At 65.1% G+C, this 21,820-nt stretch carries 27 protein-coding genes; 19 read left to right on the forward strand and 8 right to left on the reverse strand.

Annotation, left to right across the window (positions count from 1 at the left end):
- Nucleotides 1-918, reverse strand: coding sequence for an ABC transporter permease subunit (locus tag OWC48_RS29565; RefSeq protein WP_282523147.1), 918 nt, complete (start codon nucleotides 916-918; stop codon nucleotides 1-3).
- 287 nt (nucleotides 919-1,205) lie between these two features.
- Here OWC48_RS29565 and OWC48_RS29570 point away from each other — a divergent pair, with 287 nt between their 5' ends.
- Nucleotides 1,206-1,376 carry a hypothetical protein gene (locus tag OWC48_RS29570; protein WP_208087590.1) on the forward strand — a complete coding sequence of 57 codons (171 nt, stop codon included), beginning with the start codon at nucleotides 1,206-1,208 and terminating at the stop codon, nucleotides 1,374-1,376.
- Between the two features lie 183 nt (nucleotides 1,377-1,559).
- Entirely contained in the window at nucleotides 1,560-2,096 is a 537-nt protein-coding gene (locus tag OWC48_RS29575) for a hypothetical protein (protein WP_282523148.1), read from the forward strand.
- Here the strand turns inward: OWC48_RS29575 and OWC48_RS29580 are convergent.
- From OWC48_RS29580 to OWC48_RS29590, 3 genes are all read right to left on the reverse strand, one after another.
- On the reverse strand, nucleotides 2,058-2,450 hold the full coding sequence (locus OWC48_RS29580; protein WP_282523149.1) for a carboxymuconolactone decarboxylase family protein: 393 nt from the start codon (nucleotides 2,448-2,450) through the stop codon (nucleotides 2,058-2,060). The genes OWC48_RS29575 and OWC48_RS29580 overlap by 39 nt on opposite strands.
- A 110-nt stretch (nucleotides 2,451-2,560) precedes the next feature.
- Entirely contained in the window at nucleotides 2,561-3,343 is a 783-nt protein-coding gene (gene pcaD / locus OWC48_RS29585; RefSeq protein ID WP_282523150.1) for a 3-oxoadipate enol-lactonase, read from the reverse strand.
- Nucleotides 3,344-3,418: 75 nt separating this feature from the next.
- Nucleotides 3,419-4,774, reverse strand: a complete 1,356-nt coding sequence (locus OWC48_RS29590; protein ID WP_282523151.1) for a 3-carboxy-cis,cis-muconate cycloisomerase — start codon at nucleotides 4,772-4,774, stop codon at nucleotides 3,419-3,421.
- A 170-nt stretch (nucleotides 4,775-4,944) separates the two neighbouring features.
- Between OWC48_RS29590 and OWC48_RS29595 the strand changes: the two genes are divergently transcribed.
- From OWC48_RS29595 to OWC48_RS29630, 8 genes are all read left to right on the forward strand, one after another.
- Nucleotides 4,945-5,391 (forward strand): CoxG family protein, encoded by a 447-nt coding sequence (locus OWC48_RS29595; protein ID WP_282523152.1) that lies wholly within the window; start codon nucleotides 4,945-4,947, stop codon nucleotides 5,389-5,391.
- Between the two features lie 149 nt (nucleotides 5,392-5,540).
- Nucleotides 5,541-6,026 (forward strand): (2Fe-2S)-binding protein, encoded by a 486-nt coding sequence (locus OWC48_RS29600; RefSeq protein WP_282523153.1) that lies wholly within the window; start codon nucleotides 5,541-5,543, stop codon nucleotides 6,024-6,026.
- A 32-nt stretch (nucleotides 6,027-6,058) separates the two neighbouring features.
- Nucleotides 6,059-6,865, forward strand: coding sequence for a xanthine dehydrogenase family protein subunit M (locus tag OWC48_RS29605; protein WP_014494195.1), 807 nt, complete (start codon nucleotides 6,059-6,061; stop codon nucleotides 6,863-6,865).
- A gap of 62 nt (nucleotides 6,866-6,927) precedes the next feature.
- Complete coding sequence (locus OWC48_RS29610; RefSeq protein WP_028158471.1) at nucleotides 6,928-7,836, forward strand: MoxR family ATPase; 909 nt, start codon at nucleotides 6,928-6,930, stop codon at nucleotides 7,834-7,836.
- Nucleotides 7,837-7,965: 129 nt separating this feature from the next.
- On the forward strand, nucleotides 7,966-9,168 hold the full coding sequence (locus OWC48_RS29615) for a VWA domain-containing protein (RefSeq protein ID WP_282523154.1): 1,203 nt from the start codon (nucleotides 7,966-7,968) through the stop codon (nucleotides 9,166-9,168).
- An 11-nt stretch (nucleotides 9,169-9,179) separates the two neighbouring features.
- Entirely contained in the window at nucleotides 9,180-9,503 is a 324-nt protein-coding gene (locus tag OWC48_RS29620; RefSeq protein ID WP_007602422.1) for an XdhC family protein, read from the forward strand.
- Between the two features lie 2 nt (nucleotides 9,504-9,505).
- On the forward strand, nucleotides 9,506-10,207 hold the full coding sequence (locus OWC48_RS29625; RefSeq protein ID WP_282523155.1) for an XdhC family protein: 702 nt from the start codon (nucleotides 9,506-9,508) through the stop codon (nucleotides 10,205-10,207).
- On the forward strand, nucleotides 10,204-11,808 hold the full coding sequence (locus tag OWC48_RS29630; protein WP_282523156.1) for a molybdopterin-binding/glycosyltransferase family 2 protein: 1,605 nt from the start codon (nucleotides 10,204-10,206) through the stop codon (nucleotides 11,806-11,808). Before OWC48_RS29625 ends, OWC48_RS29630 begins: the two co-directional genes overlap by 4 nt.
- Before the next feature lie 174 nt (nucleotides 11,809-11,982).
- On the opposite strand, the gene OWC48_RS29635 is transcribed toward OWC48_RS29630, so the two are convergent.
- On the reverse strand, nucleotides 11,983-12,474 hold the full coding sequence (locus OWC48_RS29635; protein ID WP_282523157.1) for an avidin/streptavidin family protein: 492 nt from the start codon (nucleotides 12,472-12,474) through the stop codon (nucleotides 11,983-11,985).
- A gap of 185 nt (nucleotides 12,475-12,659) precedes the next feature.
- On the opposite strand from OWC48_RS29635, the gene OWC48_RS29640 reads away from it, so the two are divergent.
- On the forward strand, nucleotides 12,660-13,049 hold the full coding sequence (locus OWC48_RS29640) for a DUF4189 domain-containing protein (protein WP_282523158.1): 390 nt from the start codon (nucleotides 12,660-12,662) through the stop codon (nucleotides 13,047-13,049).
- A gap of 73 nt (nucleotides 13,050-13,122) precedes the next feature.
- Here OWC48_RS29640 and OWC48_RS29645 read toward each other — a convergent pair whose 3' ends face one another.
- Genes OWC48_RS29645 through OWC48_RS29655 form a run of 3 tightly spaced genes read right to left on the reverse strand, consistent with a single transcriptional unit; the run spans nucleotide 13,123 to nucleotide 14,357 of the window.
- Nucleotides 13,123-13,536 (reverse strand): GFA family protein, encoded by a 414-nt coding sequence (locus tag OWC48_RS29645; RefSeq protein ID WP_282523159.1) that lies wholly within the window; start codon nucleotides 13,534-13,536, stop codon nucleotides 13,123-13,125.
- A gap of 15 nt (nucleotides 13,537-13,551) precedes the next feature.
- A complete protein-coding gene (locus OWC48_RS29650) occupies nucleotides 13,552-14,025 on the reverse strand; it encodes an SRPBCC domain-containing protein (RefSeq protein WP_282523160.1) in 474 nt (157 codons plus the stop codon).
- Nucleotides 14,022-14,357 (reverse strand): helix-turn-helix transcriptional regulator, encoded by a 336-nt coding sequence (locus OWC48_RS29655; protein ID WP_007611986.1) that lies wholly within the window; start codon nucleotides 14,355-14,357, stop codon nucleotides 14,022-14,024. Before OWC48_RS29655 ends, OWC48_RS29650 begins: the two co-directional genes overlap by 4 nt.
- 109 nt (nucleotides 14,358-14,466) lie before the next feature.
- Here OWC48_RS29655 and OWC48_RS29660 point away from each other — a divergent pair, with 109 nt between their 5' ends.
- The 8 genes from OWC48_RS29660 to OWC48_RS29695 all read left to right on the forward strand — a co-directional run bounded on the left by OWC48_RS29660 (nucleotide 14,467) and on the right by OWC48_RS29695 (nucleotide 21,818).
- Complete coding sequence (locus OWC48_RS29660) at nucleotides 14,467-15,156, forward strand: TetR/AcrR family transcriptional regulator (RefSeq protein ID WP_282523161.1); 690 nt, start codon at nucleotides 14,467-14,469, stop codon at nucleotides 15,154-15,156.
- Complete coding sequence (locus tag OWC48_RS29665) at nucleotides 15,153-15,941, forward strand: HlyD family secretion protein (protein ID WP_282523162.1); 789 nt, start codon at nucleotides 15,153-15,155, stop codon at nucleotides 15,939-15,941. Before OWC48_RS29660 ends, OWC48_RS29665 begins: the two co-directional genes overlap by 4 nt.
- Entirely contained in the window at nucleotides 15,938-16,870 is a 933-nt protein-coding gene (locus OWC48_RS29670; RefSeq protein WP_282523163.1) for an ABC transporter ATP-binding protein, read from the forward strand. Before OWC48_RS29665 ends, OWC48_RS29670 begins: the two co-directional genes overlap by 4 nt.
- Nucleotides 16,867-18,030 carry an ABC transporter permease gene (locus OWC48_RS29675; protein WP_208087581.1) on the forward strand — a complete coding sequence of 388 codons (1,164 nt, stop codon included), beginning with the start codon at nucleotides 16,867-16,869 and terminating at the stop codon, nucleotides 18,028-18,030. The genes OWC48_RS29670 and OWC48_RS29675 overlap by 4 nt, the downstream gene beginning before the upstream one ends.
- Nucleotides 18,031-18,059: 29 nt before the next feature.
- Entirely contained in the window at nucleotides 18,060-19,367 is a 1,308-nt protein-coding gene (locus OWC48_RS29680) for an adenylate/guanylate cyclase domain-containing protein (protein WP_282523164.1), read from the forward strand.
- A 111-nt stretch (nucleotides 19,368-19,478) separates the two neighbouring features.
- Nucleotides 19,479-19,676, forward strand: coding sequence for a hypothetical protein (locus OWC48_RS29685; RefSeq protein WP_282523165.1), 198 nt, complete (start codon nucleotides 19,479-19,481; stop codon nucleotides 19,674-19,676).
- A gap of 119 nt (nucleotides 19,677-19,795) precedes the next feature.
- The gene (locus tag OWC48_RS29690) at nucleotides 19,796-20,527 is read left to right on the forward strand and encodes a GntR family transcriptional regulator (protein ID WP_282523166.1); all 732 of its coding nucleotides are present in this window, start codon (nucleotides 19,796-19,798) and stop codon (nucleotides 20,525-20,527) included.
- 49 nt (nucleotides 20,528-20,576) lie between these two features.
- Entirely contained in the window at nucleotides 20,577-21,818 is a 1,242-nt protein-coding gene (locus OWC48_RS29695) for an MFS transporter (protein WP_282523167.1), read from the forward strand.
- Nucleotides 21,819-21,820 lie beyond the last annotated feature (2 nt).

Genomic DNA, 21,820 nt, shown 5'->3' on the forward strand with positions numbered 1-21,820 from the left:
TCAGACTTTTTCGACTTCGGGACGGCCGAGCAGGCCGGTCGGCATGAAGATCAGCACGACGATCAGGATCGAGAACGCCGCGACGTCCTTGTACTCGACCGAGAAATAGGCCGACCAGAACGTCTCGATCAGGCCGATCGCGAGACCGCCCAGCATGGCGCCAGGCAGCGAGCCGATGCCGCCGAGCACGGCCGCGGTGAACGCCTTGATGCCGGCGACGAAGCCCATGAAGAAATCCACCAGGCCGTAATAGAGCAGGTACATCAGGCCCGCGACCGCGGCGAGCGCGGCGCCGATCACGAAGGTCATGGAGATGGTGCGGTCGACGTTGACGCCGAGCAGCGCCGCCATGGTCTGGTCCTGCTCGCAGGCCCGCATGTCGCGCCCGAGCCGGGTGCGCGACACCAGCCAGGTGAAGATCCCAAGCAGCACGATGGTGGTGAGGACCACCATGATCTGGATGTTGGAGAGCTGGATCACAAAACCGTCCGCGCTTTCGTGCAGCGTATAGCCGCCGGTGATAAAGGGCGGGATCGGCTTGACGCGGGCGCCCTGCGCCACCTGCGAGTAATTCGTCAGCACGAAGGACATGCCGATCGCCGACAGCATCGGGGCGAGGCGGAAGGAATGGCGCAGGGGCCGGTAGGCGATGCGCTCGATGGTCCAGCCATAGAGCGCGGTGATCGCCATCGCGACCAGCAGCACCACCAGCAGGATCACCGGGATCGCAGTCAGGCCGAGCGAGACCAGGATCAGGAAGGTGATCAGGGCGATGAAGCCGCCGATCATGAAGACATCGCCATGGGCGAAATTGATCATGCCGACGATGCCGTAGACCATCGTATAGCCGATGGCGATCAGGCCGTAGATCGAGCCCAGAACGAGACCGTTGATGAGCTGCTGGGCGAAATAATCCATGGGCTGCCGTTACCACCTGACGCGGCTCAAAGGGAGCTCTTCGAGAGAGAGTTTCTGCGAATTTCTTCTCGGGCCCCGGCAGCCCCTAAGCATTCTTCCCGTTTTGTAACAGGAGGGAACTGGCGGCTGCAACTGGCCATGCCTCGGCACAAAGGCTTGTACAGTGGTCATTTCATTACGGACGTCATTTCGGTTCCGCAGGTGCGAGGAACCGGGTTCCGCAAAGCAACCAAACTGAATCCCGGCCGTTGTCTCTCCTCTGAGGTCCAACAAGGGAGTTCCCCCGAATGTCGAAACAGCAAGATCAGAATCCGGGCCAGCAGACTCAGAACCCCGGCCAGAAACCCGGGCAGCAGCAGGGTGGCGGCCAGAAACCCGGACAGCAGCAGCAGGATCCGCAGCGCCAGGGCGAGAAGCCCGGCCAGCAACAGGGCGGCCAGCACGGCCAGGACAAGTAGTTTCGGAGCCCAGACGTGAAGAGGGCCCCGCCGGGAGGCGGGGCCCTTTTTCCTTGGGCGCGCCGCCCGGCGGGCCAGTTAAGGTAAACAAAGGGTTTAAATTGCCGCCATGGTCTGATGCGAGTTAGCTCCCCGGCAAAGCCTTCCCATGGAAGGCGCGCAGCGAGCGAAGCGGGAAGCGGCATGTTCAGGAATTGGCGGATCGGTTCGGTCAACGGCGCCCTGCTGGCGGCCTATTTCATCCCGGCCTGGACGCTTGTGGCCTTCAACATCATGGTGGCACCGGTGCACGGCCTCTACGAGCGGCCGAGTGTCGCGGTGGCGCTGTTCCTCAGCGACCATCTTCAGATGGCGGGGATGAGCACGGTGCGTGCCGCCTGGCTGCTGGCGCTGGGCCGGCTGACGGTGGTGGCGTTCTTTGCCATCTATCTCACGCTTCTGTGCATTCCCCGCGTCCGCAAGAATGGCGGCAGCGACGAGGCGCTCGGCATTGCGCTTGGGATCGGCAGCCTCATCTCGTTTACGAGCATGTTGATGGCCTCGAAGGTCGGCGAGCTGGCCGCGCTCCGGCTGCATGCCACCGAGCTCCTGCTGCTGCTCGGCGCTGCCATCGTGGTGGTGATCGAACGGCCCGCGCCGGCGCCCAGGATCGTCCAGAACACCGTCGAGACCGTCGCGCCGCTAGCTCTTGAGCAGGCCGAGCTCCTGCACAATCGCTGAGGCTTCCTTGACGGCGTGGTTCGCCGCCGGCACGCCGCAATAGATCGCCTGCTGAAGCAGGATTTCCTTGATGTCGTCGGGGGTGAAGCCGCCCTCGGCGAGCGCCGCGCGCACATGCAGGCGGAATTCGTCCCACTGCCCCAGCGCGACCATGGTGCCGATCACGAGCACGCGCCGCGTGCGCTCGTCGAAATGCGGCCGCGTCCAGATATCGCCCCAGGCGTAGCGCGTGATCATGTCCTGGAAGTCGGTGTTGAAGGCATTGCGGCCCGCGATCGACTTGTCGACCCAGGCATTGCCCAAAACCTTCCGGCGCACGTTCATGCCGGCATCGCGGCGCTTCTGGTCGTTCATTGTGTTTCCTCCTCTTCGTCATTGCGAGGAGCGTAGCGACGAAGCAATCCAGAATGTCACCGCGGAGGGATTTCTGGATTGCTTCGCTGCGCTCGCAATGACGGTTGCGGTTAGCGCTGCGTCAAGAAGCCCACCACCGCGTCGGTGAACGCGTGCGGCTGCTCGACATTGGAAATGTGCGCGGCGTCGATGATGGTCATGCTGGCGCCGGGAATGTTGGAGCGGATCAATTCGCCCGCCGAGATCGGCGTCGCCATGTCGTGGCGGCCCGCGATCACCAGCGTCGGGCTCCTGATCTTGGCGAGCATCTCGCGCTGATCGAGCGTCGACAGCGCCACGCAGCAGGCGAGATAGCCCTCGACGGGGGAAGCCAGCAGCATCGACTTCATCTTCGCCGTGATCTCAGGCTCGCGCTCGCGGAAATCCTGGGTCAGCCAGCCAGCGATCACGGCATCGGCGACCGCGGCGATGCCGCCCTTCTTCACCGCGTCGATGCGCTCCAGCCATTTGGTCGGCTCGGCGTAGTAGCAGGAGGTGTTGGCGAGGATGAGCTTGCCGAAGCGCTCCGGCGCATTGGCCCCTAGCCACTGCCCGACCATGCCGCCCATCGACAGGCCGCACCAATGCACCTTCTCGATGTTGAGGTCGTCGAGGATCGCCAGCACGTCGCGGCCGAAGCGCTCCATCGTATAGGGGCCGGGCGGAACGTTGGACTTGCCGTGGCCGCGGCGGTCGTAGCGGATGACGCGGAACACCTGCGTCAACGCCTTCATCTGCGGCTCCCACATCTGCAACGTGCAGCCGAGCGAATTGGACAGCATCAGCGTCGGTCCGCCGTCGCGGCCCTCGACGGAGACGTTGATCAGGCAACCGTCGGCATCGATCATGGGCATGCTGGGCGTCTCCGTTCTGGAGCATGATCCGGAAAAGTGTGGAGCGGTTTTCCGAAAAAGATCATGCTCAAACAATTAATCGCGCTCGAGGCTGTCGAGCAGCCGGTCGATCAGGGCTTGGGAAGCCCCTTGATAGGCCATCGGCTCGAACAATGCCGCAATTTTTTCCGGTGCGAGATGCGCCGTGACCTGCGAATCGGCCGCGAGAACCTCGCGCAAATGCTTCTTCTCCGCGACCGCGCGCTTGCTCGCGGCCTCGACCAGATGATGCGCATCGCTCTTGCCGATCTTGTCGGCCAGCGCAAACGTGACCGCTTCCGCCATGATGAGCCCATGCGTCGTATCGAGATTGCTGCGCATGCGCGCGGCATCGACGTCAAGGCCCTCCGCGATGTCGACGATGGCGGCGAGCGCGCCCGAGGCGACCAGCATCAATTGCGGCAACGTCGGCCATTCCGCGTGCCAGGGGCCGGCGCTGCGCTCGTGGTCTTGCACCTGGGCTGCAAAAATCGTCGCGGCGAGTTGCGGCGCCATGGTCGCGCAACCCAGCGCGCTCGCGGCCGCGACCGGGTTGCGCTTGTGCGGCATGGTCGAGGAGCCGCCGCGGCCTTCGCCGGCAGGCTCGAACGCTTCGCCAACATCGGTCTGCATCATCAGCGAGACGTCGCGCGCGATCTTGCCGCAGCTTCCGGCGAGAATCGCAAGGCATGATGCGGCTTCCGCGATCCGGTCGCGATGGGTGTGCCAGGGCGCCTCCGGCAGCGGCAGGTTGAGCTCCTGCGCCAATCGCTCTGCAACGACGAGCCCTTTGTCGCCGAGGGCCGCGAGCGTGCCGGCCGCGCCGCCGAATTGCAGCGCAAGGCCCTCGCGGGAGAGCCGCCGCAGGCGGCAGCGGGCGCGGGCAAGGCTCGATGCGTATTCTGCGGCCTTCAGGCCGAACGGCATCGGCAGCGCGTGCTGGAGCCAGGTCCGCGCCACCATGGCGGTGTTGCGATGGCTCCGTGCCAGGGCGGCAAAGCCCTTGATGGCGCGGCTGAGATCGGCATCGAGTGCATCGATGCCGGCGCGAAGCGTGAGCATGGTCGCGGTGTCGATGACATCCTGGCTCGTCGCGCCCCAATGGACGTAGCGGGCGGCCTCCGCATCGGCCTTGCCGACATTGGCCGTGAGCGCCTTGACCAGGGGAATCGCGAGATTGCCGGATCGCGTCGCGGCCTCGCCCAGGGCGGCCATGTCAAAGCTATCAGCCTTGCACGCGGCTTCGATCGGGCCCACCGCGGATGCGGGAATCACATCCGTGGCGGCCTCGGCGCGTGCCAGGGCTGCCTCGAAATCGAGCATGTTCTGGAGGGTCGACCGGTCGTCGCAGACCGCGCGCATGGCTGGGCTCGACAGCATCGGCGCGAGCAGGGGGGAGAGGGCTGTGCTCATGTTGCGCGGGACCTAATCACCATGCTCCGGCTCTGCCAATCCCAAACCGTCAGCGCGCAGCTTTTTGCAGTTGCGAATATGCATTGCACGTGGCCGGGGGCTGCCCTTTCCTTTGCGGCCTCCGTGCGTTACTTGAGCAGTATTATAGTGAAGCATCCGGGAGGCACCCCATGGCCATGACGATGAACGGCGAAGTCCAGCTTGCGGCGCCGCGCGAGGCCGTGTGGGAGAAGCTCAACAATCCCGAGGTGCTGAAGGCCTGCATCCCCGGCTGCGAGGAGCTGGAGAAGACCGACGACGGCGGCTTTCGCGCGACGGCGAAAATGAAGGTCGGGCCGGTGTCGGCGCGCTTCAAGGGCAAGGTCACGCTCTCCGATCTCGACCCGCCGAACGGCTACAAGATCTCCGGCGAAGGCGAGGGCGGGGTCGCCGGCTTCGCCAAGGGCGGCGCCGTGGTCAAGCTCGCGGAGAAGGACGGCGGTACGCTGCTCGCCTACGAGGTCGAGGCGCAGATCGGCGGCAAGTTGGCGCAGCTCGGCCAGCGCCTTATCAACGGCACCGCCAAGAAACTGGCCGACGAATTTTTCGCAAACTTCGCCAAGGCGGTACAGGGCTAGCTGTACAGGACTGAAGGCTATCGCCTTTCGGCATGGCGCCTTGCGTCCGGGGCGATGTTGCCCCCGGGCATAATGGCCCATATGATAGGTTGGAATAATTATAAGAACCGCTTCGACGGGACCCGTCGGGGCGCTGATAGAGAGTGCTTATGGCAAAAATCTCCCTCATCGTGAACGGCAATCCTGTCACGGCCAACGTCGATCCCCGCACCCTGCTGGTGCAGTTCTTGCGCGAGAATCTGCGCCTGACCGGCACCCATGTCGGCTGCGACACCTCGCAGTGCGGCGCCTGTGTCGTGCATCTCGACGGCAAGGCCGTGAAGGCCTGCACCACGCTGGCCGTGATGGCCGACGGCCACGAGGTCAAGACGATCGAGGGACTGGCCGCCGACGGCGCGCCGCTGCATCCGATGCAGGAGGCCTTCCGCGAGCACCATGGCCTGCAGTGCGGCTTCTGCACGCCCGGCATGATCATGACGGCGATCGACATCGTCCATCGCAAGGGCCACGAGCTCGACGACCACACCATCCGCGAGGAGCTGGAAGGCAATCTCTGCCGTTGCACCGGCTACCAGAACATCGTCGCTTCGATCTCCGCCGGCGCCAAGGCGATGGCGAAATCCGATCTCGCCTAACCGCGCGCGCATTCTGCGATCAGGACATTCAGATGTACGAATTCAAATACCATCGCCCTGGGACCGTTCGCCAGGCGGCCAACCTCCTGGTGAAGAACGAAGACGCCAAGGTGATCGCCGGCGGCCATACGCTGATTCCCGTCATGAAGCAGCGTCTCGCCAGCCCCCCGCATCTGGTCGACCTCTCCCACATCGAGGGGCTCAACACGATCGAGATGAAGGGCCGCGCACTCGTGATCGGCGCCACCGCCAGGCATGCCGAGGTCGCGAGCTCCGCGATCGTCGGTGAGGCGATCCCGGCGCTGGCCAATCTTGCCAGCCAGATCGGCGACCCGGCCGTGCGCCACAAGGGCACGATCGGCGGCTCGCTCGCCAACAACGATCCGACCGCGGACTATCCGGCCGCGGTGCTCGCGCTCGGCGCCACCATCGTCACCAACAAGCGCCGTCTCAAGGCGGAAGAGTATTTCCAGGGCCTGTTCACGACGGCGCTCGAAGCCGACGAGATCATCACCAAGGTGATGTTCCCGCTGCCGAAGAAGGCGGCCTACATCAAGTTCCGCAATCAGGCTTCGCGCTATGCGCTGGTCGGCGTGTTCGTGGCGCGGCGTCCTTCGGACGTGCGCGTCGCCGTCACCGGTGCCGGCTCCGAAGGCGTGTTCCGCGTCACCGCGTTCGAGGAAGCCCTGAAGAAGCGCTTCGCCGCGAAGGCGCTCGACGGCATCGAGGTGCCGGCGGAAGGCCTCAACAGCGACATCCACGGCAGCGCCGAATACCGTGCGCATCTCATCGGGGTGCTGACGCGACGCGCCCTCGATGCCGCCAACGCCAAGGAGTGAGTGAACCTCACGCCTCGGCCCAAACTTGTCCCCGGTGAGGGCGTAGCGAGACTGGCTTTTTCATGACTCTCACGGCCATGCCGGCATCGGTCGATGCGATGCTCGAACTTTTGACTTCGCGCGGTTATCTCGCGGAGCGATCGCTGGCGACGGTGACCTATCTGTCGCTACGCATGGGCCGGCCGCTGTTCCTTGAGGGCGAAGCCGGCGTCGGCAAGACCGAGATCGCAAAGGTGCTGTCGGCGGCGCTGGGACGGAAGCTGATCCGCCTGCAGTGCTACGAGGGCCTCGACGTGTCGTCCGCGGTCTACGAGTGGAACAGCGCCGCGCAGATGATCGCGATCCGAATGGCGGAAGCCGCCGGCGACACCGACCGCGATCAACTCTCGTCCGACATCTTCGCCGACCGCTACATGATCAAGCGGCCGTTGCTCCAGGCGCTGGAGCCCGACGTTGCGGGACCGCCAGTGCTGCTGATCGACGAGCTCGACCGCGCCGACGAGGCGTTCGAGGCGTACCTGCTCGAAATCCTCAGCGACTTCCAGGTGACCATCCCTGAGTTCGGCACCGTGAAGGCGCCGCATCCGCCGATCGTCATCATCACCTCCAACCGCACCCGCGAGATCCACGATGCGCTGAAGCGGCGCTGTCTCTATCACTGGGTCGACTATCCCGAAGCCGAGCGCGAGCTCGCGATCGTCAAGACGCGCGTGCCCGGCATCTCGGCGAAGCTGTCGCAGCAGGTCGTGCGTTTCGTCCAGGCGCTGCGCAACCAGGATTTCTACAAGTCGCCTGGCGTCGCCGAGACCATCGACTGGGCCACCGCGCTGTCGGAGCTCGACGCCCGCTCGCTGACCCCGCAAGTGGTCGGCGACACGCTGGGGGCGCTGCTCAAGTACCAGGACGATATCACCCGGATGCAGGGCGATACCTTGCAGAAGGTCCTGAAGGAAGCGACGAGCGAGAATTGATTTTCCCGTCATTCCGGGGCGCGCGTCAGCGCGAGCCCGGAATCCATCGGGCCGCAGAGTTAGTGGATGAATGGATTCCGGGCTCGCGACTTCGTCGCGCCCCGGAATGACGGCTGAGAGTGTGGACCCATGACTATCAACCACCTTGCGCCCGACCAGACCGAGCAGTTCGCCGACAACATCGTCGGCTTCGCCCGCGCGTTGCGTGCAGCCAGCATGCCGGTCGGGCCGGGCGCCGTCATCGATGCCATGAGCGCGCTCCAGGTGATCGACATCGGCAACCGCGCCGACGTCTTCACCACACTGGAGGCGATCTTCGTCAAGCGCCACGAGCATGCGCTGATCTTCAGGCAGGCCTTCAACCTGTTCTTCCGGGCCTCGGAAGAGTGGAAGCACATGCTGGATTCGGTGCCGTTGCCGGAGCAGGCCAAGAAGAAGCCGCAGGCCGGCTCCCGCCGCGTGCAGGAGGCGATGTCGCAGCCGCGGATGACGGAGACGCCGCAGCACCAGGAGCAGGATTTGCGCCTGTCGGTCTCCGACAAGGAGATCCTTCAGAAGAAGGATTTTGCGCAGATGAGCGCGGCTGAGATCACCGAAGCGCTCCGCGCCGTCGAGCGGATGCGGCTGCCGCAGGCCGAGCTTCTGACGCGCCGGCACCGGCCCGATGCTCGCGGGCTTCGTCTCGATTTGCGCCGTACGCTGCGTGCGTCCTTGCGTACCGGCGGTGACATCATCGACATCCATCGCCTCGGGCGCATCGAGAAGCCGGCGCCGATCGTAGCCCTGCTCGATATCTCGGGTTCGATGAGCGAGTACACCCGCCTGTTCCTGCATTTCCTGCATGCCATCGGGGACGCGCGAAAGCGCGTCTCGGTGTTCCTGTTCGGCACCCGGCTGACCAACGTCACCCGGGCGCTGCGCCAGCGCGACCCGGATGAGGCGCTGGCGAGCTGCTCGGCCTCGGTCGAGGACTGGGCCGGCGGCACCCGGATTTCGGCCTCGCTGCACAACTTCAACAAATTGTGGGCACGGCGCGTGCTGAGCCAGGGCGCCATCGTGCTGCTGATCTCCGACGGGTTGGAGCGGGAGGCCGATTCCAGGCTCGCCTTCGAGATGGACCGGCTGCACCGGTCCTGCCGGCGACTGATCTGGCTCAACCCGCTTCTGCGGTTCGGCGGCTTCGAGGCCAAGGCGCAGGGCATCAAAATGATGCTTCCGCACGTTGACGAATTCCGCCCGGTACATAATTTGAGTTCGATCCAGGAGCTGATCACGACGCTCTCCCGGCCGCTGCCGCCGCATCACCGCAGCCTGATCCGTTCCGCAGCTTGAGAGGTTAAGCCATGCTCGATCGCGACGAGGATATTCTGAAGGCGGCGGAGGATTGGCAGAAGGCCGGCCGCGGCGTCGCGCTGGCCACCGTTGTCGAGACCTGGGGCTCGGCGCCGCGCCCGGCGGGCTCGAGCCTCGTCATCAACGATGAGGGCACGTTTCTGGGGTCGGTCTCCGGCGGCTGCGTCGAGGGCGCCGTGGTCACCGAGGCCATGGACGTGATCCAGAGTGGCAAGCCCAGGATGCTGGAGTTCGGCGTTGCCGATGAGACGGCCTGGAATGTCGGGCTGTCCTGCGGCGGCACCATCCGCGTCTTCGTCGAGAAGGTCGGCTAGCCGTGAAGCTCGCAATCCTGCACGAACTCAATGCCGAGCGCGCCGCGCGCCGGCCGGTGATCCTGGTGACCGACACCGAGAGCGGCGAGCAGCGCCTGGTGAAGGCTGCGGATTTTGCAAAAGACCCGCTACGTGCCGAACTGGACAAGCAGCTTCGCATGGGCAAGAGCGCCAGTGTCGAAGCCGGCGGCAAAAAGCTGTTCCTCAACGTCTATGCTCCGACCGCAAAGCTCGTCATCGTCGGCGCGGTCCATATCAGCCAGGCCTTGGCGCCGTTGGCGCGCTCGCTCGGCTATGACGTCACCGTGGTCGATCCCCGCACGGCGTTTGCGAGCGCGGAGCGCTTCCCTGACATTCCCCTGGTCGCCGAATGGCCCGACACGGCGCTGCCGCCGCTCAATGTCGATGCCTACACGGCTTTCGTCGCGGTGACGCACGATCCGAAGATCGACGATCCCGCGCTGCTGCACGCCTTCGAGCGCAACTGCTTCTATATCGGCGCGCTCGGCTCGCGGAAGACGCATGCCAAGCGCGGCGACCGGCTGCGCGCGCAGGGCGCGAAGGACAGCGACATCGCGCGCATCCACGCGCCCATTGGGCTTGCGATCGGCGCGGTCTCGCCGTCCGAGATCGCGGTGTCGATCATGGCCGAGATCACGGCGGTGCTCCGCCTGCCACCAAAAGAAAAAGAAGAAGCGGCATGAAGTTCGGACCGGCGAGCCCCAAGGATGCGATCGGCGGGGTGACCGTCCACACCCTGCGCCAGGGTCCGCTGGTGCTGAAGAAAGGTACGACGATCGGCCCGGCCGAGGTCGAGGCGCTGACGCGCGCCGGCATCAAGGACGTCGTGGTGGTGCGCATGGAGGAGGGCGACGTCTCCGAGGACGTCGCCGCCGCCAGCATCGCGCTGGCGGTCGGCGGCGAGGGCATTCATGTCGAGCGCGCCTTCACCGGCCGCGCCAATCTGTTCGCCGCAAGCCCGGGCGTGCTGGTGATCGACCGCGCCGCGGTCGACCGCATCAACAACATCGACGAGGCCATCACCTTTGCGACGCTCTCCGCCTACAAGCCGGTGGTCGAGGGCGAGATGGTCGGCACCGTCAAGATCATCCCGTTCGGCGTCGAAGGCAATTTGCGCGATGCCGCGGTGAAGGAGGCGGGCAGGGACGCGCTGAAGATCGCGCCCTACGTCATCAAGCGCGTCGGCGTGGTGTCGACGCTGCTGCCGGGCCTCTCGTCGAAGGTGATCGACAAGACGCTGCGCGTCACCGCCGAGCGGCTCGCGCCGGCCGGCGCCAGCATCATTGCCGAGCGGCGCGTGCAACATGAGGAACGGGCGCTGTCGGCCGCGATCAAGGAATTGCTCGGCCTCGGCGCCGAGCTCGTCATCGTGTTCGGGGCGTCCGCGATCGCCGACCGCCGCGACGTGATTCCGGCGGCCGTCACCGGGATCGGCGGCGAGATCGAGCATTTCGGCATGCCGGTCGATCCCGGCAATCTGCTGCTGATCGCGCGGGCCGGCGGGGTGCCGGTGCTGGGCGCGCCGGGCTGCGCACGCTCGCCGGTCGAGAACGGTTTCGACTGGGTGCTGATGCGGCTGCTCGCCGGCATCAAAGTGACGCGTTCCGAGTTGATGGGCATGGGCGTCGGCGGCCTCCTGATGGAGATCGTCACGCGGCCGCAGCCGCGCGCAGAACCCGCGATCGAGGGCAACAGCCGGGTCGCGGCCATCGTGCTCGCGGCGGGCCGTTCGACCCGGATGGGCGGACCGAACAAGCTGCTCGCTGAGCTCGACGGCAAGAAGCTGGTGCGGATCGCGACCGAGCAGGCGCTGGCCTCCAGGGCCTCCGAGGTGATCGTCGTCACCGGCCATCAGACCGAGCTGGTCGAGCAGGCGCTGCAAGGCTTGAAGGTGAAATTCGTCCGCAACCCGGATTTCGTCGGCGGCATTGCGAGCTCGGTCAAGGCCGGCATCGCGGCGGTACCTGAGGCCTGCGACGGCGCCGTGGTTTGTCTCGGCGACATGCCGCTGATCGATGCCGGCCTGATCGATCGCCTCATCGACGGCTTTGCGCCGGACCGTGGCAACCTCATCGTCGTGCCCGTCAGCGAGGGCCGCCGCGGCAATCCCGTGCTGTGGTCGCGCCGTTTCTTCAAGGAGTTGATGACGCTCGACGGCGACGTCGGCGCGCGCCATCTGATCGCCAAGCACACCGAAGCGGTGGCCGAAGTCCCCGTGGATGGCGAGAGCGCCTTCCTCGACATCGACACGCCGCAGGCGCTGGAAGCGGCGCGACGGGGATGACTGTGCCGTGATGCCGTAGGGTGGGTTAGCCTTGCGGCTGCGCGAAGCGCAGGCGCCGGGCGTAACCCACCATGTTTCCGCGTTTGCCGGACGAAGGTGATGGATTACGCCGTGCGGACTGCGCTTCGCGCAGCGGCGAGCTATTCCACCCTACGCACTACGTTCGTCGCTCGCCTACTTCTTGGTATTCGACAGCTTCTCGCTGGCGGCCTTCAGATCGACGCCGCTCTTCGTCAGCAGGGCCTTGTCGCCGCTCGAGAACGTAAAAGTGTCGGCGCCCGCGCTGATGCCGTTCCATGCGACGGCCTCGCCGAGGGACAGATACCACAGTCCCTGGAATCCAGACGAGTTATTGAGCTGTCCGGTCCAGACGGTGGTCGATCCGCAGCCGAGGAAATTCACCGAGAAACTGATCGCAGTGCCCGTGTTGCCGTAGGCCAGCCAACCCGCCACACCTTGCGGCTTGCCCTCGTCGCAACTGTTAGCGGCGTTGTTGGTATAGGTCCCCGTGATGGCACCTGTGTTCGAGTTGAAGCTGGTGATGGCCAGGGTCGAGCCATACTGGTTGGTCCAGGTCCAGTTCACCGATTGCGCATATGCGGGCAGGGGGCCGATCAGGGACGCCGACGCAATCATCGCCAAGAGCATTCCGTTGATGTGACGCATGGTTGTTTCCTCCGGCTCTTTGCTTGGAGCTTCAACTACTTTAAATGAAGCGCTGGAAAATTGCAACTAAAAGATGTATTGCGCCGCTCATTCGTCCATCAGGATTCTCAACCACTCGTTCACCAAGTGGAAACGGTCCCGCGCGTAGAGTCCTCTCCACCTGCCTTGGGGGGAGGGGTTTTTCCATGGCTTCGAACGTCGTCGCGCGCCGTTGCGCGATGTTTTTCTTTGCGCTGTCGGTTTGTGTCGCCGGCGCGCGCTACATCACGGATGCGCATGCTGCCGGTGCGTTTGCGGTCGGCAAGTGCGGGGCCTATGGCCAGGCTTTTGATTACGGCGCCGAGCACGAGGCCCGTGCCGCCGCTCAGAAGCAGTGCAAGGGCGATTGCACGACGGTGACGATGAAGCGCGCCTGCGCCGCGATGTCGGTCGATATGTCCAACCCTTGCGGCGCCTATGGCTATGCCGTGAAGCCGAAGATATCGGCCTCGCTCAATGCCGCCACGCGCGAGTGCTACAAATACGGCGGCAAGGAATGCGTGATCCGCGCCTGGGCCTGCGACGCCAAGGGATAATCTTCCTGCTGTCATTGACGATGCAACGGGTACCGAGTGATGCGCGGACCGGAGCATTCAAAATACAGCCGCCTCATCCCGGCGGCATGCCCGCGAATTTCGGCAGGTCGGGATCGAGACGATCCCAATCATGTCCGCGTGCGGCATAGGTGACCACCTGCGGCTTGTAGCGGGCGGGCTCGTCGAGGCTTGCGGCGCGGATGGTGAAGATGTCGGGCATTGCGGCGAAGGTCATGTAGACCGGCAAGCCGCACTGCGTGCAGAAACCGCGCGTCTTCACGTTGCCGCTGTCGCCGACCATGTCCCAATGCTTCGCCTCGCCGGTCAGCGTGACAGCTTCGCGCGCGAAGGTCATGTACGAGCCGTGGCCGCTGCCGCTTTCGCGCTGGCAGTCCCGGCACTGGCAGTGATTGCTGAACAGCGGCTCACCCAGAATCGAATAGCGGATCGCGCCGCAGGCGCAGCCGCCGGTAAAAGGCTTGGTCATCGAAAGATCTCCCACTCACTTCTCGCCACTGATCTCGTCGAGCTGGCGGACGACCTTCTTCCAGCCGCCGCTCATGACCGTGTAGGCCGACTCGTTCATCGGCATGACGAAGCCCGCATGCACCAGGCGGATCCGCGTGCCGGCTTCGATGGGGGTGAGGGACCACGTCACGACGGTGTCGAGCGGCGCGCCGTAGCCGGTGTTGCGTTCGTCGCCGCCCTTCCAGGCATAGACGAGGCGCCGGTTCGGTATCACTTCGAGAACCCGGCAATGGATGACGCCGTCCCAGTTGCCGCCCGGCGTGGTCTGGAACGTGAAGGCCTTACCCTCGATGGCTTCGAAGCCGGTCGGCTGCATCAGCCAGCGCGCGATCAACTGGGCGCTGGTCAGCGTCTTCCAGATCGTCTCGGGCGCGTGAGGGAAGACCTCCTCCAAAACAATGTCTTGAACGACGTCTTTTGTCTCGGCTTTGAACTCGGCTGCACTCACGGATCGATCTCCTTCAAGAGGTCACGCAGGTTCTGGAAGCGCTCGCGCCAGAACACGCCGTAATGGTCCATCCAGCTGACCAGCGGCTCGAGTCCTTGCGGCGCGGCGCGGTAATAGACGTTGCGGCCCTCGGCGCGCTCGGCGACGAGGCCGGCCTGCTTCAGCGACTTCAGGTGCTGCGAGATCGCGCCCTGCGTTACGCCGCTGCCGCGGGTGAGCTCGGCGACGCTGATCTCCTTGCTCTCGAACACTCGCTCGAACACGGCACGGCGCGTCGGATCGGCGAGGGCGCGCATCACGGTGGTGACGGGATTTGGGGCGGCTTCGATCATGAGCATTCGATTAGCAGGCGCTAATGCATTAGTCAACGCTAATTTGTTAGCTCGTATAGGGCTGGATCGGTATCTTGACTATGACTGACCAGTCAGTCATAAATGGAGCATGACAAAGGAGCCAACCAAAGCAGCGACGCCAACCGCAGCTCGCGCCGATGCGAAGGGCCGTGCGCCCGCCGACGCCGCGCCCGCGTCGAACCGTGCCACGCGTGCGGCCGAGCGTCGGTCGGCCATCGTGGAAGCGGCGATGGAGGAGTTCATCGCGCGTGGCTTTGCCGCGACGCGGCTCGACGACATCGCCAGGCGGGCAGGCGTGGCCAAGGGCACGATCTACCTGCACTTCAAGGACAAGGAATCGATGTTCGAGGAGCTGGTGCGCACTGTGATCGTGCCGGTCGTGGCGAAGCTGAATGCGCTGCCGCCGCCGACGGGCTCGGTGCGCGATCTCGTCGAGGCCTTCGCCGGCAATTTCCTCAGGGAAGTCATCGGCACGAGGCGAGGCGATCTCGTGCGATTGATCGTGGCGGAAGGGCCGCGCTTTCCGTCCGTCGCCGATTTTTACTACCGAGAGGTGGTCTCGCGCGGGATCGCCGGTATGCGCGCGCTGATCGAGCTCGGCATTGCCCGCGGCGAGATCCGCGAGAAGAACCTCGCGCGTTATCCGCAGATCCTGGTCGCCCCCGCGATGATCGCGGTGATCTGGCAGAGCCTGTTTGCACGGCACGCGCCGCTCGACGCCCAGGACATGCTGCGCGTCCATCTCGATCTGATTTTTGGCGAACGGAGGACGACATGAGGTCGTCACGAGCATTTTTTGCATTTGCATTGGCCGCCGTCCTTGCAACCGGCCTTGCCGGTTGCAAGGACAAGCGCGATCCCGGATTTCAGGGTTGGGTCGAGGCCGACATGATCTTCGTCAGCCCGGACGAAGCGGGCCGGGTGACGAAGCTCAATGTCCGCGAGGGTGACGAGGTGAAGGTCGGCGATGCCCTCTATTCCGTCGACGACGATCTCCAGCTTGCCGACCTCAATCAGAACAAGGCGACACTGGCCAATGCGCAGCAGACCTATGATCGCGCGGCCTCGCTGAACAAAACCGGCTCCGGTACGCAGGCCAATCTCGATTCCGCGGTGTCGTCCTTGCGTGTTGCCGAAGCAAGGGTTGCGACGTCGGAGACGCGAATGGCGCGGCGCAGGGGCTTTGCGCCCGTTGCCGGCACTATCCAGCAGATCTATTTCCGCGAGGGCGAGATGGTGGCGGCGCAGCGGCCGGTGCTCTCGATCATGCCGCCCGGCAACATGAAGCTGCGCTTCTTCGTGCCCGAGACCGAGCTGCCGAAGCTTGCGATCGGCGACACGGTGCGCATCTCATGCGACAATTGCGCGGCCGATCTCACCGCAAAGATCTATTTCATCGCGACCTCGGCCGAATACACTCCGCCCGTCATCTACAGCCTCGATGAGCGCAACAAGCTGGTCTATTTGATCCAGGCGCGGCCCTCGCGGCCCGATGCCCTGCGGGTCGGACAGCCGATCGACGTCTATCTCCATCCAAAAACGCCGGTGGCGGACAAGCGATGAACGGCGGCAACGGCATCGCGATCGACGTCAAGGGCCTGACCAAGTCGTTCGGCGGCCGCGAGGTCGTGCACGATCTGTCGATGCAGGTGAAGCGCGGCTCGATCTACGGCTTCCTCGGGCCGAACGGCTCGGGCAAGACCACCACCATCCGCATCCTCTGCGGCCTGCTCACGCCCGACAGCGGCGAGGGCACCTGCCTCGGCTACGACATCCGGCGCGATGCCGAAAAGATCAAGCGCCAGGTCGGCTACATGACCCAGCGCTTCAGCCTGTACCAGGACCTCTCGGTTCGCGAGAACCTCGAATTCGTCGCGCGGCTCTATGGCCTCGCTGACGCACGCGGTGCCGCGCGCGACATGATCAAGCGGCTCGGGCTGTCGGGGCGCGAGGAGCAGCTCGCGGGCGAGCTCTCCGGCGGCTGGAAGCAGCGGCTCGCGCTCGGGGCCTGCACGCTGCCCAGTCCGAAACTGTTGCTGCTGGACGAGCCGACCGCCGGCGTCGATCCCAAGGCGCGGCGCGATTTCTGGAACGAGATCCATGCGCTCGCGGCCGACGGCCTCACCGTCCTGGTCTCGACCCACTACATGGACGAGGCCGAACGCTGCCACGAGATCGCCTACATCGCCTACGGCCATCTCCTGGCGCACGGCACGGTGGAGGAAGTGATCGCGAAGTCCGCCCTGACGACCTACACCGTGACGGGCGAGGAACTCAACGGGCTCACGGCCGCGCTCACCGGCAAGCCCGGCGTGGACATGGTGGCACCGTTCGGCACCTCGCTGCACGTTTCCGGGCGCGACGTCGCCGCGCTCGAGGCCAGCATCGCGCCGTGGCGCGAGAAGGGCGGCCTGCACTGGCACGAATCATCGCCCTCGCTCGAAGACGTGTTCATCGAATTGATGAGCCGTTCCAGGGATAATTTCCAATGAGCGCCGCCGATCACCCCGCACCCGCGCACGAGATCCGCGAGCGCTTCGGCTTCTGGAAGCGCTCCTATGCGATGCTGGTCAAGGAGTTCATTCAGCTCAAGCGCGACCGCGTCTCGTTCGCGATGATCGTGATGCTGCCGGTGATGCAGCTTCTGCTGTTCGGCTACGCCATCAACACCACGCCGCACAATCTGCCGAGCGCGGTGCTGCTCCAGGAGGATTCGGATCTTGCCCGCTCGGTGCTGAAGGCGCTGGAGAACACCGCCTATTTCCGCTTCATCTACGAGGTGCACGACGTCGACGATTTCGACAACCTCCTGAAGTCGGGCAAGGTGCTGTTCGGTGTCGAGATTCCGCGCGGCTTCGAGCGGGCGGTGCGGCGCGGCGACAGGCCGGCGCTGCTGGTTGCGGCCGACGCCACCGATCCCGTTGCGGCCAGCGCTGCGCTCGGCTCGCTCGGCATGGTCGTGCAGACCGCGCTTGCACACGATCTCTATATCGGCAATCCGCCCGAGATGCCGTTCGAGATCCGCGCGCATGCGCGCTACAATCCGGCCGCGTCGTCCAGCCTCAATATCGTGCCGGGCCTCGTCGGCACCATCCTCACCATGACCATGCTGATCTTCACCGCGCTCTCGGTCACCCGCGAGGTCGAGCGGGGCACCATGGAGAGCCTGCTGTCGATGCCGATCAAGCCGGTCGAGGTGATGTTCGGCAAGATCGTTCCTTATGTGCTGGTTGGCTTCCTTCAGGCCTTCCTCATCATCGGCATCGGTGTCGGCTTGTTCGGCGTGCCCTTGCTCGGCAATCTGTTCCTGCTCGCGCTGCTGTCGACCTTGTTCATCGCGACAAATCTGTCGATCGGCTACACCATCTCGACGGTGGTGCAGAACCAGCTCCAGGCCATGCAGATGGCCATGATGTTCTTCCTGCCGAGCATTCTGCTCTCCGGATTCATGTTCCCGTTCGCCGGCATGCCGGTCTGGGCGCAATATCTCGGTGAATGCCTGCCGCTGACCCACTACTTGCGGATCGTCCGCGCCATCATGCTGAAGGGCGCGACCATGCAGAATTTGCGCTTCGACGCGCTGGCGCTGGCGATCCTGATGCTGGTCGCCATGACCATCGCGGTGACGCGCTTCCGCCGCACGCTGGATTGAGGCAAGATGCCCCGGAATCGAGGGGCCGAATGGTCAGGTTTGCCAGCAGGAAGACCCGGCAGCATGCCGTGATGTCGGAGGAGTTCGAGCGCGAGCTGATGCGGGAAGTGCTGCGCACCGAGCTGTTGCGGGTGAGGGCGCTGATCACGACGGGCTGCGTCATGATCCTGTTCCTCACCGCAACCTACCTGATCGACCCTGCCATCGTGAACCGGATCTGGCGCGGGTCGGCGGGCCTGGTTCGGGAATACATCCTCTTGGCGGGCTTCATCCTCTTCGAGGTCTGGGTCCACAGACAGATCAGGCGAAACCTCAAGCTCGATCGCGATCTGCCGGTGATCAGGCGATACATCGGCGCCCTCATCGAAACGTCGCTGCCGACGATCATCCTGATCCTCCAGATTCGCAGCATGGGCGCTGGACCGGCGCTCGGTTTCGTGCTGCCACTGGCCTATTTCATCTTCATCATTCTTTCGACGCTGCGGCTCGATTTCTGGCTGTCCACCTTCACGGGATTTGTGGCCGCAGCCGAACTCCTGGCCGTCGCGCTGTACTACAATTCGACCAGCGACGCTGGCGAACCGCTGATCTACTTTCACGCCGTGCGCAGCACCATCATCCTGATCTGCGGCGTGCTCGCCGGCTCCGTCGGCGCGCGGCTGCGGCGGCAATTTGCCGCGAGCATCGCGGCCGCCACCGCGCGTGATCGCGTCACCAACCTGTTCGGCCAGCACGTCTCGCCGCAGGTGGTGGAGCGGCTGATGGCGGCGGGACCCAGCGCGGGCGGCGACCTTCGCCGCGTCGCGGTGATGTTCGTCGATTTCCGCGGCTTCACTGCCGGCGCGCGGTTGCGCACCCCGCAGGAGGTGGTTGACCGGCTCGACGGCGCGTTCGCCGTGCTGGTCGACATCCTCGATCGCCAGGGCGGCATCGTGAACAAGTTTTTGGGCGATGGCTTCCTCGCCCTGTTCGGCGCGCCGCTGGAGGCCTCCGACGCCGCGCACCGCGCGGTTGCCGCGGGCCGCGAGATGCTGGCCGCGATGGACCGTATCAACGCGCAAACGAGCTGGCCGCTGCGGATCGGCATCGGCATCCATTTCGGCGAGGTCGTTGCCGGCAATATCGGCTCGCCCCGACGCAAGGAGTATACGGTGATCGGCGACACCGTGAACTTCGCCTCGCGGCTGGAGGCACTCAACAAGGAGCTCGGCTCGCAGCTCCTGATCTCCGAGTCCGTCCGCGAGGCGCTCGGCGACGACGGTGAGGACGCCGTCGCGCTCGGCGAGGTCGCGGTTCGCGGCTACGAGCACAAGGTAGCGGTGTTTCAACTGGGGTGAGGTGCTCGCGTTTCGTTGAAGGCGCGTGATGAAATATCTCACGGCGATTTCCGCTCGTGTTGTCAGGACGCCGAAAACTCTCGGCTTCCGATTGCCACGCGGAGAGAACCCATGACCCGATTGACCCTTGTCTCGGCCGCCCTGATCGCCGCCGCCGTCTATCAAACCCAGGCCGCAGCCGCCCGCGACGTCGCCCCGCGGCGCGCTCCGCCTCAGGCGGCGGCGGATTGTGTGAGGGCGCCAGCAGAGGGCGCGTTTGCTTCAGCGCCCTACAAGCAGCCGCCCTGCACGCCGAAGGCCGCGAACTAACGCGCAAGGCGGGGTCGGGTTGGCAACATCCGCCGGCCCGACCTCGCGTCGCCGCTCTCGCAATTGCGGTACCGTGGTAGTGCTTGACTCCCACTTCATATAGTCATCTATATGACTATATGAATGCAGCTCCGCACGACGACCGCCTGCCACGCTACCAGCGTCTGCGCGACGACCTCGCCGCGCGGATCAACCGCAATGAATGGCGGCCGGGCGAGCCGATCCCGTCGGAGGCCGAACTCGCGGCGCATTACGGCGTTGCGATCGGCACCGTGCGCAAAGCGATCGATCAGCTCGTTGCGGATGCCGTGCTGGAGCGCCAGCAGGGTCGCGGCACCTTCGTGCGCCGGGCGCGCTTCAACTCCTCGCTGTTCCGCTTTTTCCGCTTCCAGTCCGAGAGCGGCGAGCGGCGCGTGCCGAAGAGCCGCATCATCCGGCGCAGGAGCGTTGCGGCGAATTCTGCCGTTGCGTCGGCGCTGCGCATCCCTGTCGGCGAGCCCGTGATCAGCCTGTCGCGTCTGCGCCTGATCGACGATGTGCCGCTGCTCGCCGAAGAAATCTGGCTCCAGCAATCGCGCTTCGCGCCGATCCTGGAGATCGACACCGCCGAATTCGGCGACCTGCTTTATCCGCTCTACGAGGAGCGCTGCGGGGAGGTGGTGGTGTCCGCCGAGGAAATCCTGACGGTCGAAACCGCCAACGAGATGCAGGCGCGCCTGCTGCGCCTCGAAGCGCACGCACCATTGATCGTGATCGAGCGCCTCGCGCTCGACCTGGAGCGGCGGCCGATCGAATGGCGCAGGTCGCGGGGGCCGGCCGACCGGTTCCGCTACCACGCCGAGATCAGGTGAGAGCGACGTTTCAACGACATCAAGCAATAACGAGTACAGGGTAGGAAAAATGTCAAACTGGTACAGCGAAAGCTCGCCGCTGGAGCGGCGCACGTTCTGGGCAAGCTTTGGCGGCTGGGCGCTGGATGCGCTCGACGTCCAGATGTTCGGCCTCGCCATCCCCGCGCTGATCGCGGCCTTCGGCATCAGCAAGGCCGATGCGGGCCTGCTCGGCTCGGTCACGCTGTTCTTCGGCGCGTTCGGCGGCTGGATCGGTGGCGCGCTCGGCGACCGTTTTGGTCGCGTCAAAGCGCTTCAGATTACTGTTGCGACCTTTGCGCTCGCGACCTTCGCCTGCGCGTTCGCAACAACCTACACCCAGCTCCTGGCGCTCAAGGCGATCCAGGGCCTCGGTTTCGGGGCCGAATGGGCTTGCGGCGCGGTGCTGATGGCCGAGATCATCCGCCCCGAGCATCGCGGTAAGGCGCTGGGCTCGGTGCAGAGCGCCTGGGCCGTGGGGTGGGGCGCAGCCGTGCTACTCTCGGCCCTCGTCTTCACTTATGCACCCGCCGACATCGCCTGGCGGCTGCTGTTTGCGCTGGGACTGTTGCCCGCGCTTCTCATCATCTTCATCCGTCGCGGCCTAAAGGAGCCGCCGCGCGCGGTCGCTGCCGACAAGACGCCGTTCTTCGCCACGCTCTCGGGCATCTTCCATCGCGACGTGCTGCGCTCGACGCTGATCGGAGGCCTGTTTGGCATCGGCGCCCACGGCGGCTACGCCGCGCTCACCACCTTCCTGCCGACTTACTTGCGCGAAGTGCGGCAGTTGTCGGTGCTGGGCTCCAGCGGCTACCTTGCCGTGATCATCGTCGCCTTCTTCTGCGGCTGCGTCGCGAGCGGCATCATCAGCGACCGTATCGGCCGCAGGGCCAATGTCGCCTTCTTCGCCAGCGCCTGCATCGTCACCGTGCTGATCTACATCTTCGCGCCGCTGACCAATGGCGAGATGCTGGTGCTCGGCTTTCCGCTCGGCTTCTTCTCCGCCGGCATTCCCGCCAGCATGGCGGCGCTGTTCAGCGAACTCTATCCGGCCGGCGTGCGCGGCACCGGTGTCGGCTTCTGCTACAATTTCGGCCGCATCGTCTCCGCCGCGTTCCCCTTCCTCGTGGGCTATCTCAGCGACCATATCGGGCTCGGACCGGCGATCGGCATCGATGCGGCCTTCGCCTATTCGCTGGTGCTGATCGCGGTGGTGCTGCTGCCCGAAACCCGCGGCAAGGTTTTTGAACAAGCCGCCGCGACGCGCGCCTGACG

The sequence above is a fragment of the Bradyrhizobium sp. Arg816 genome, from assembly GCF_029989365.1.
Classification (GTDB): domain Bacteria; phylum Pseudomonadota; class Alphaproteobacteria; order Rhizobiales; family Xanthobacteraceae; genus Bradyrhizobium.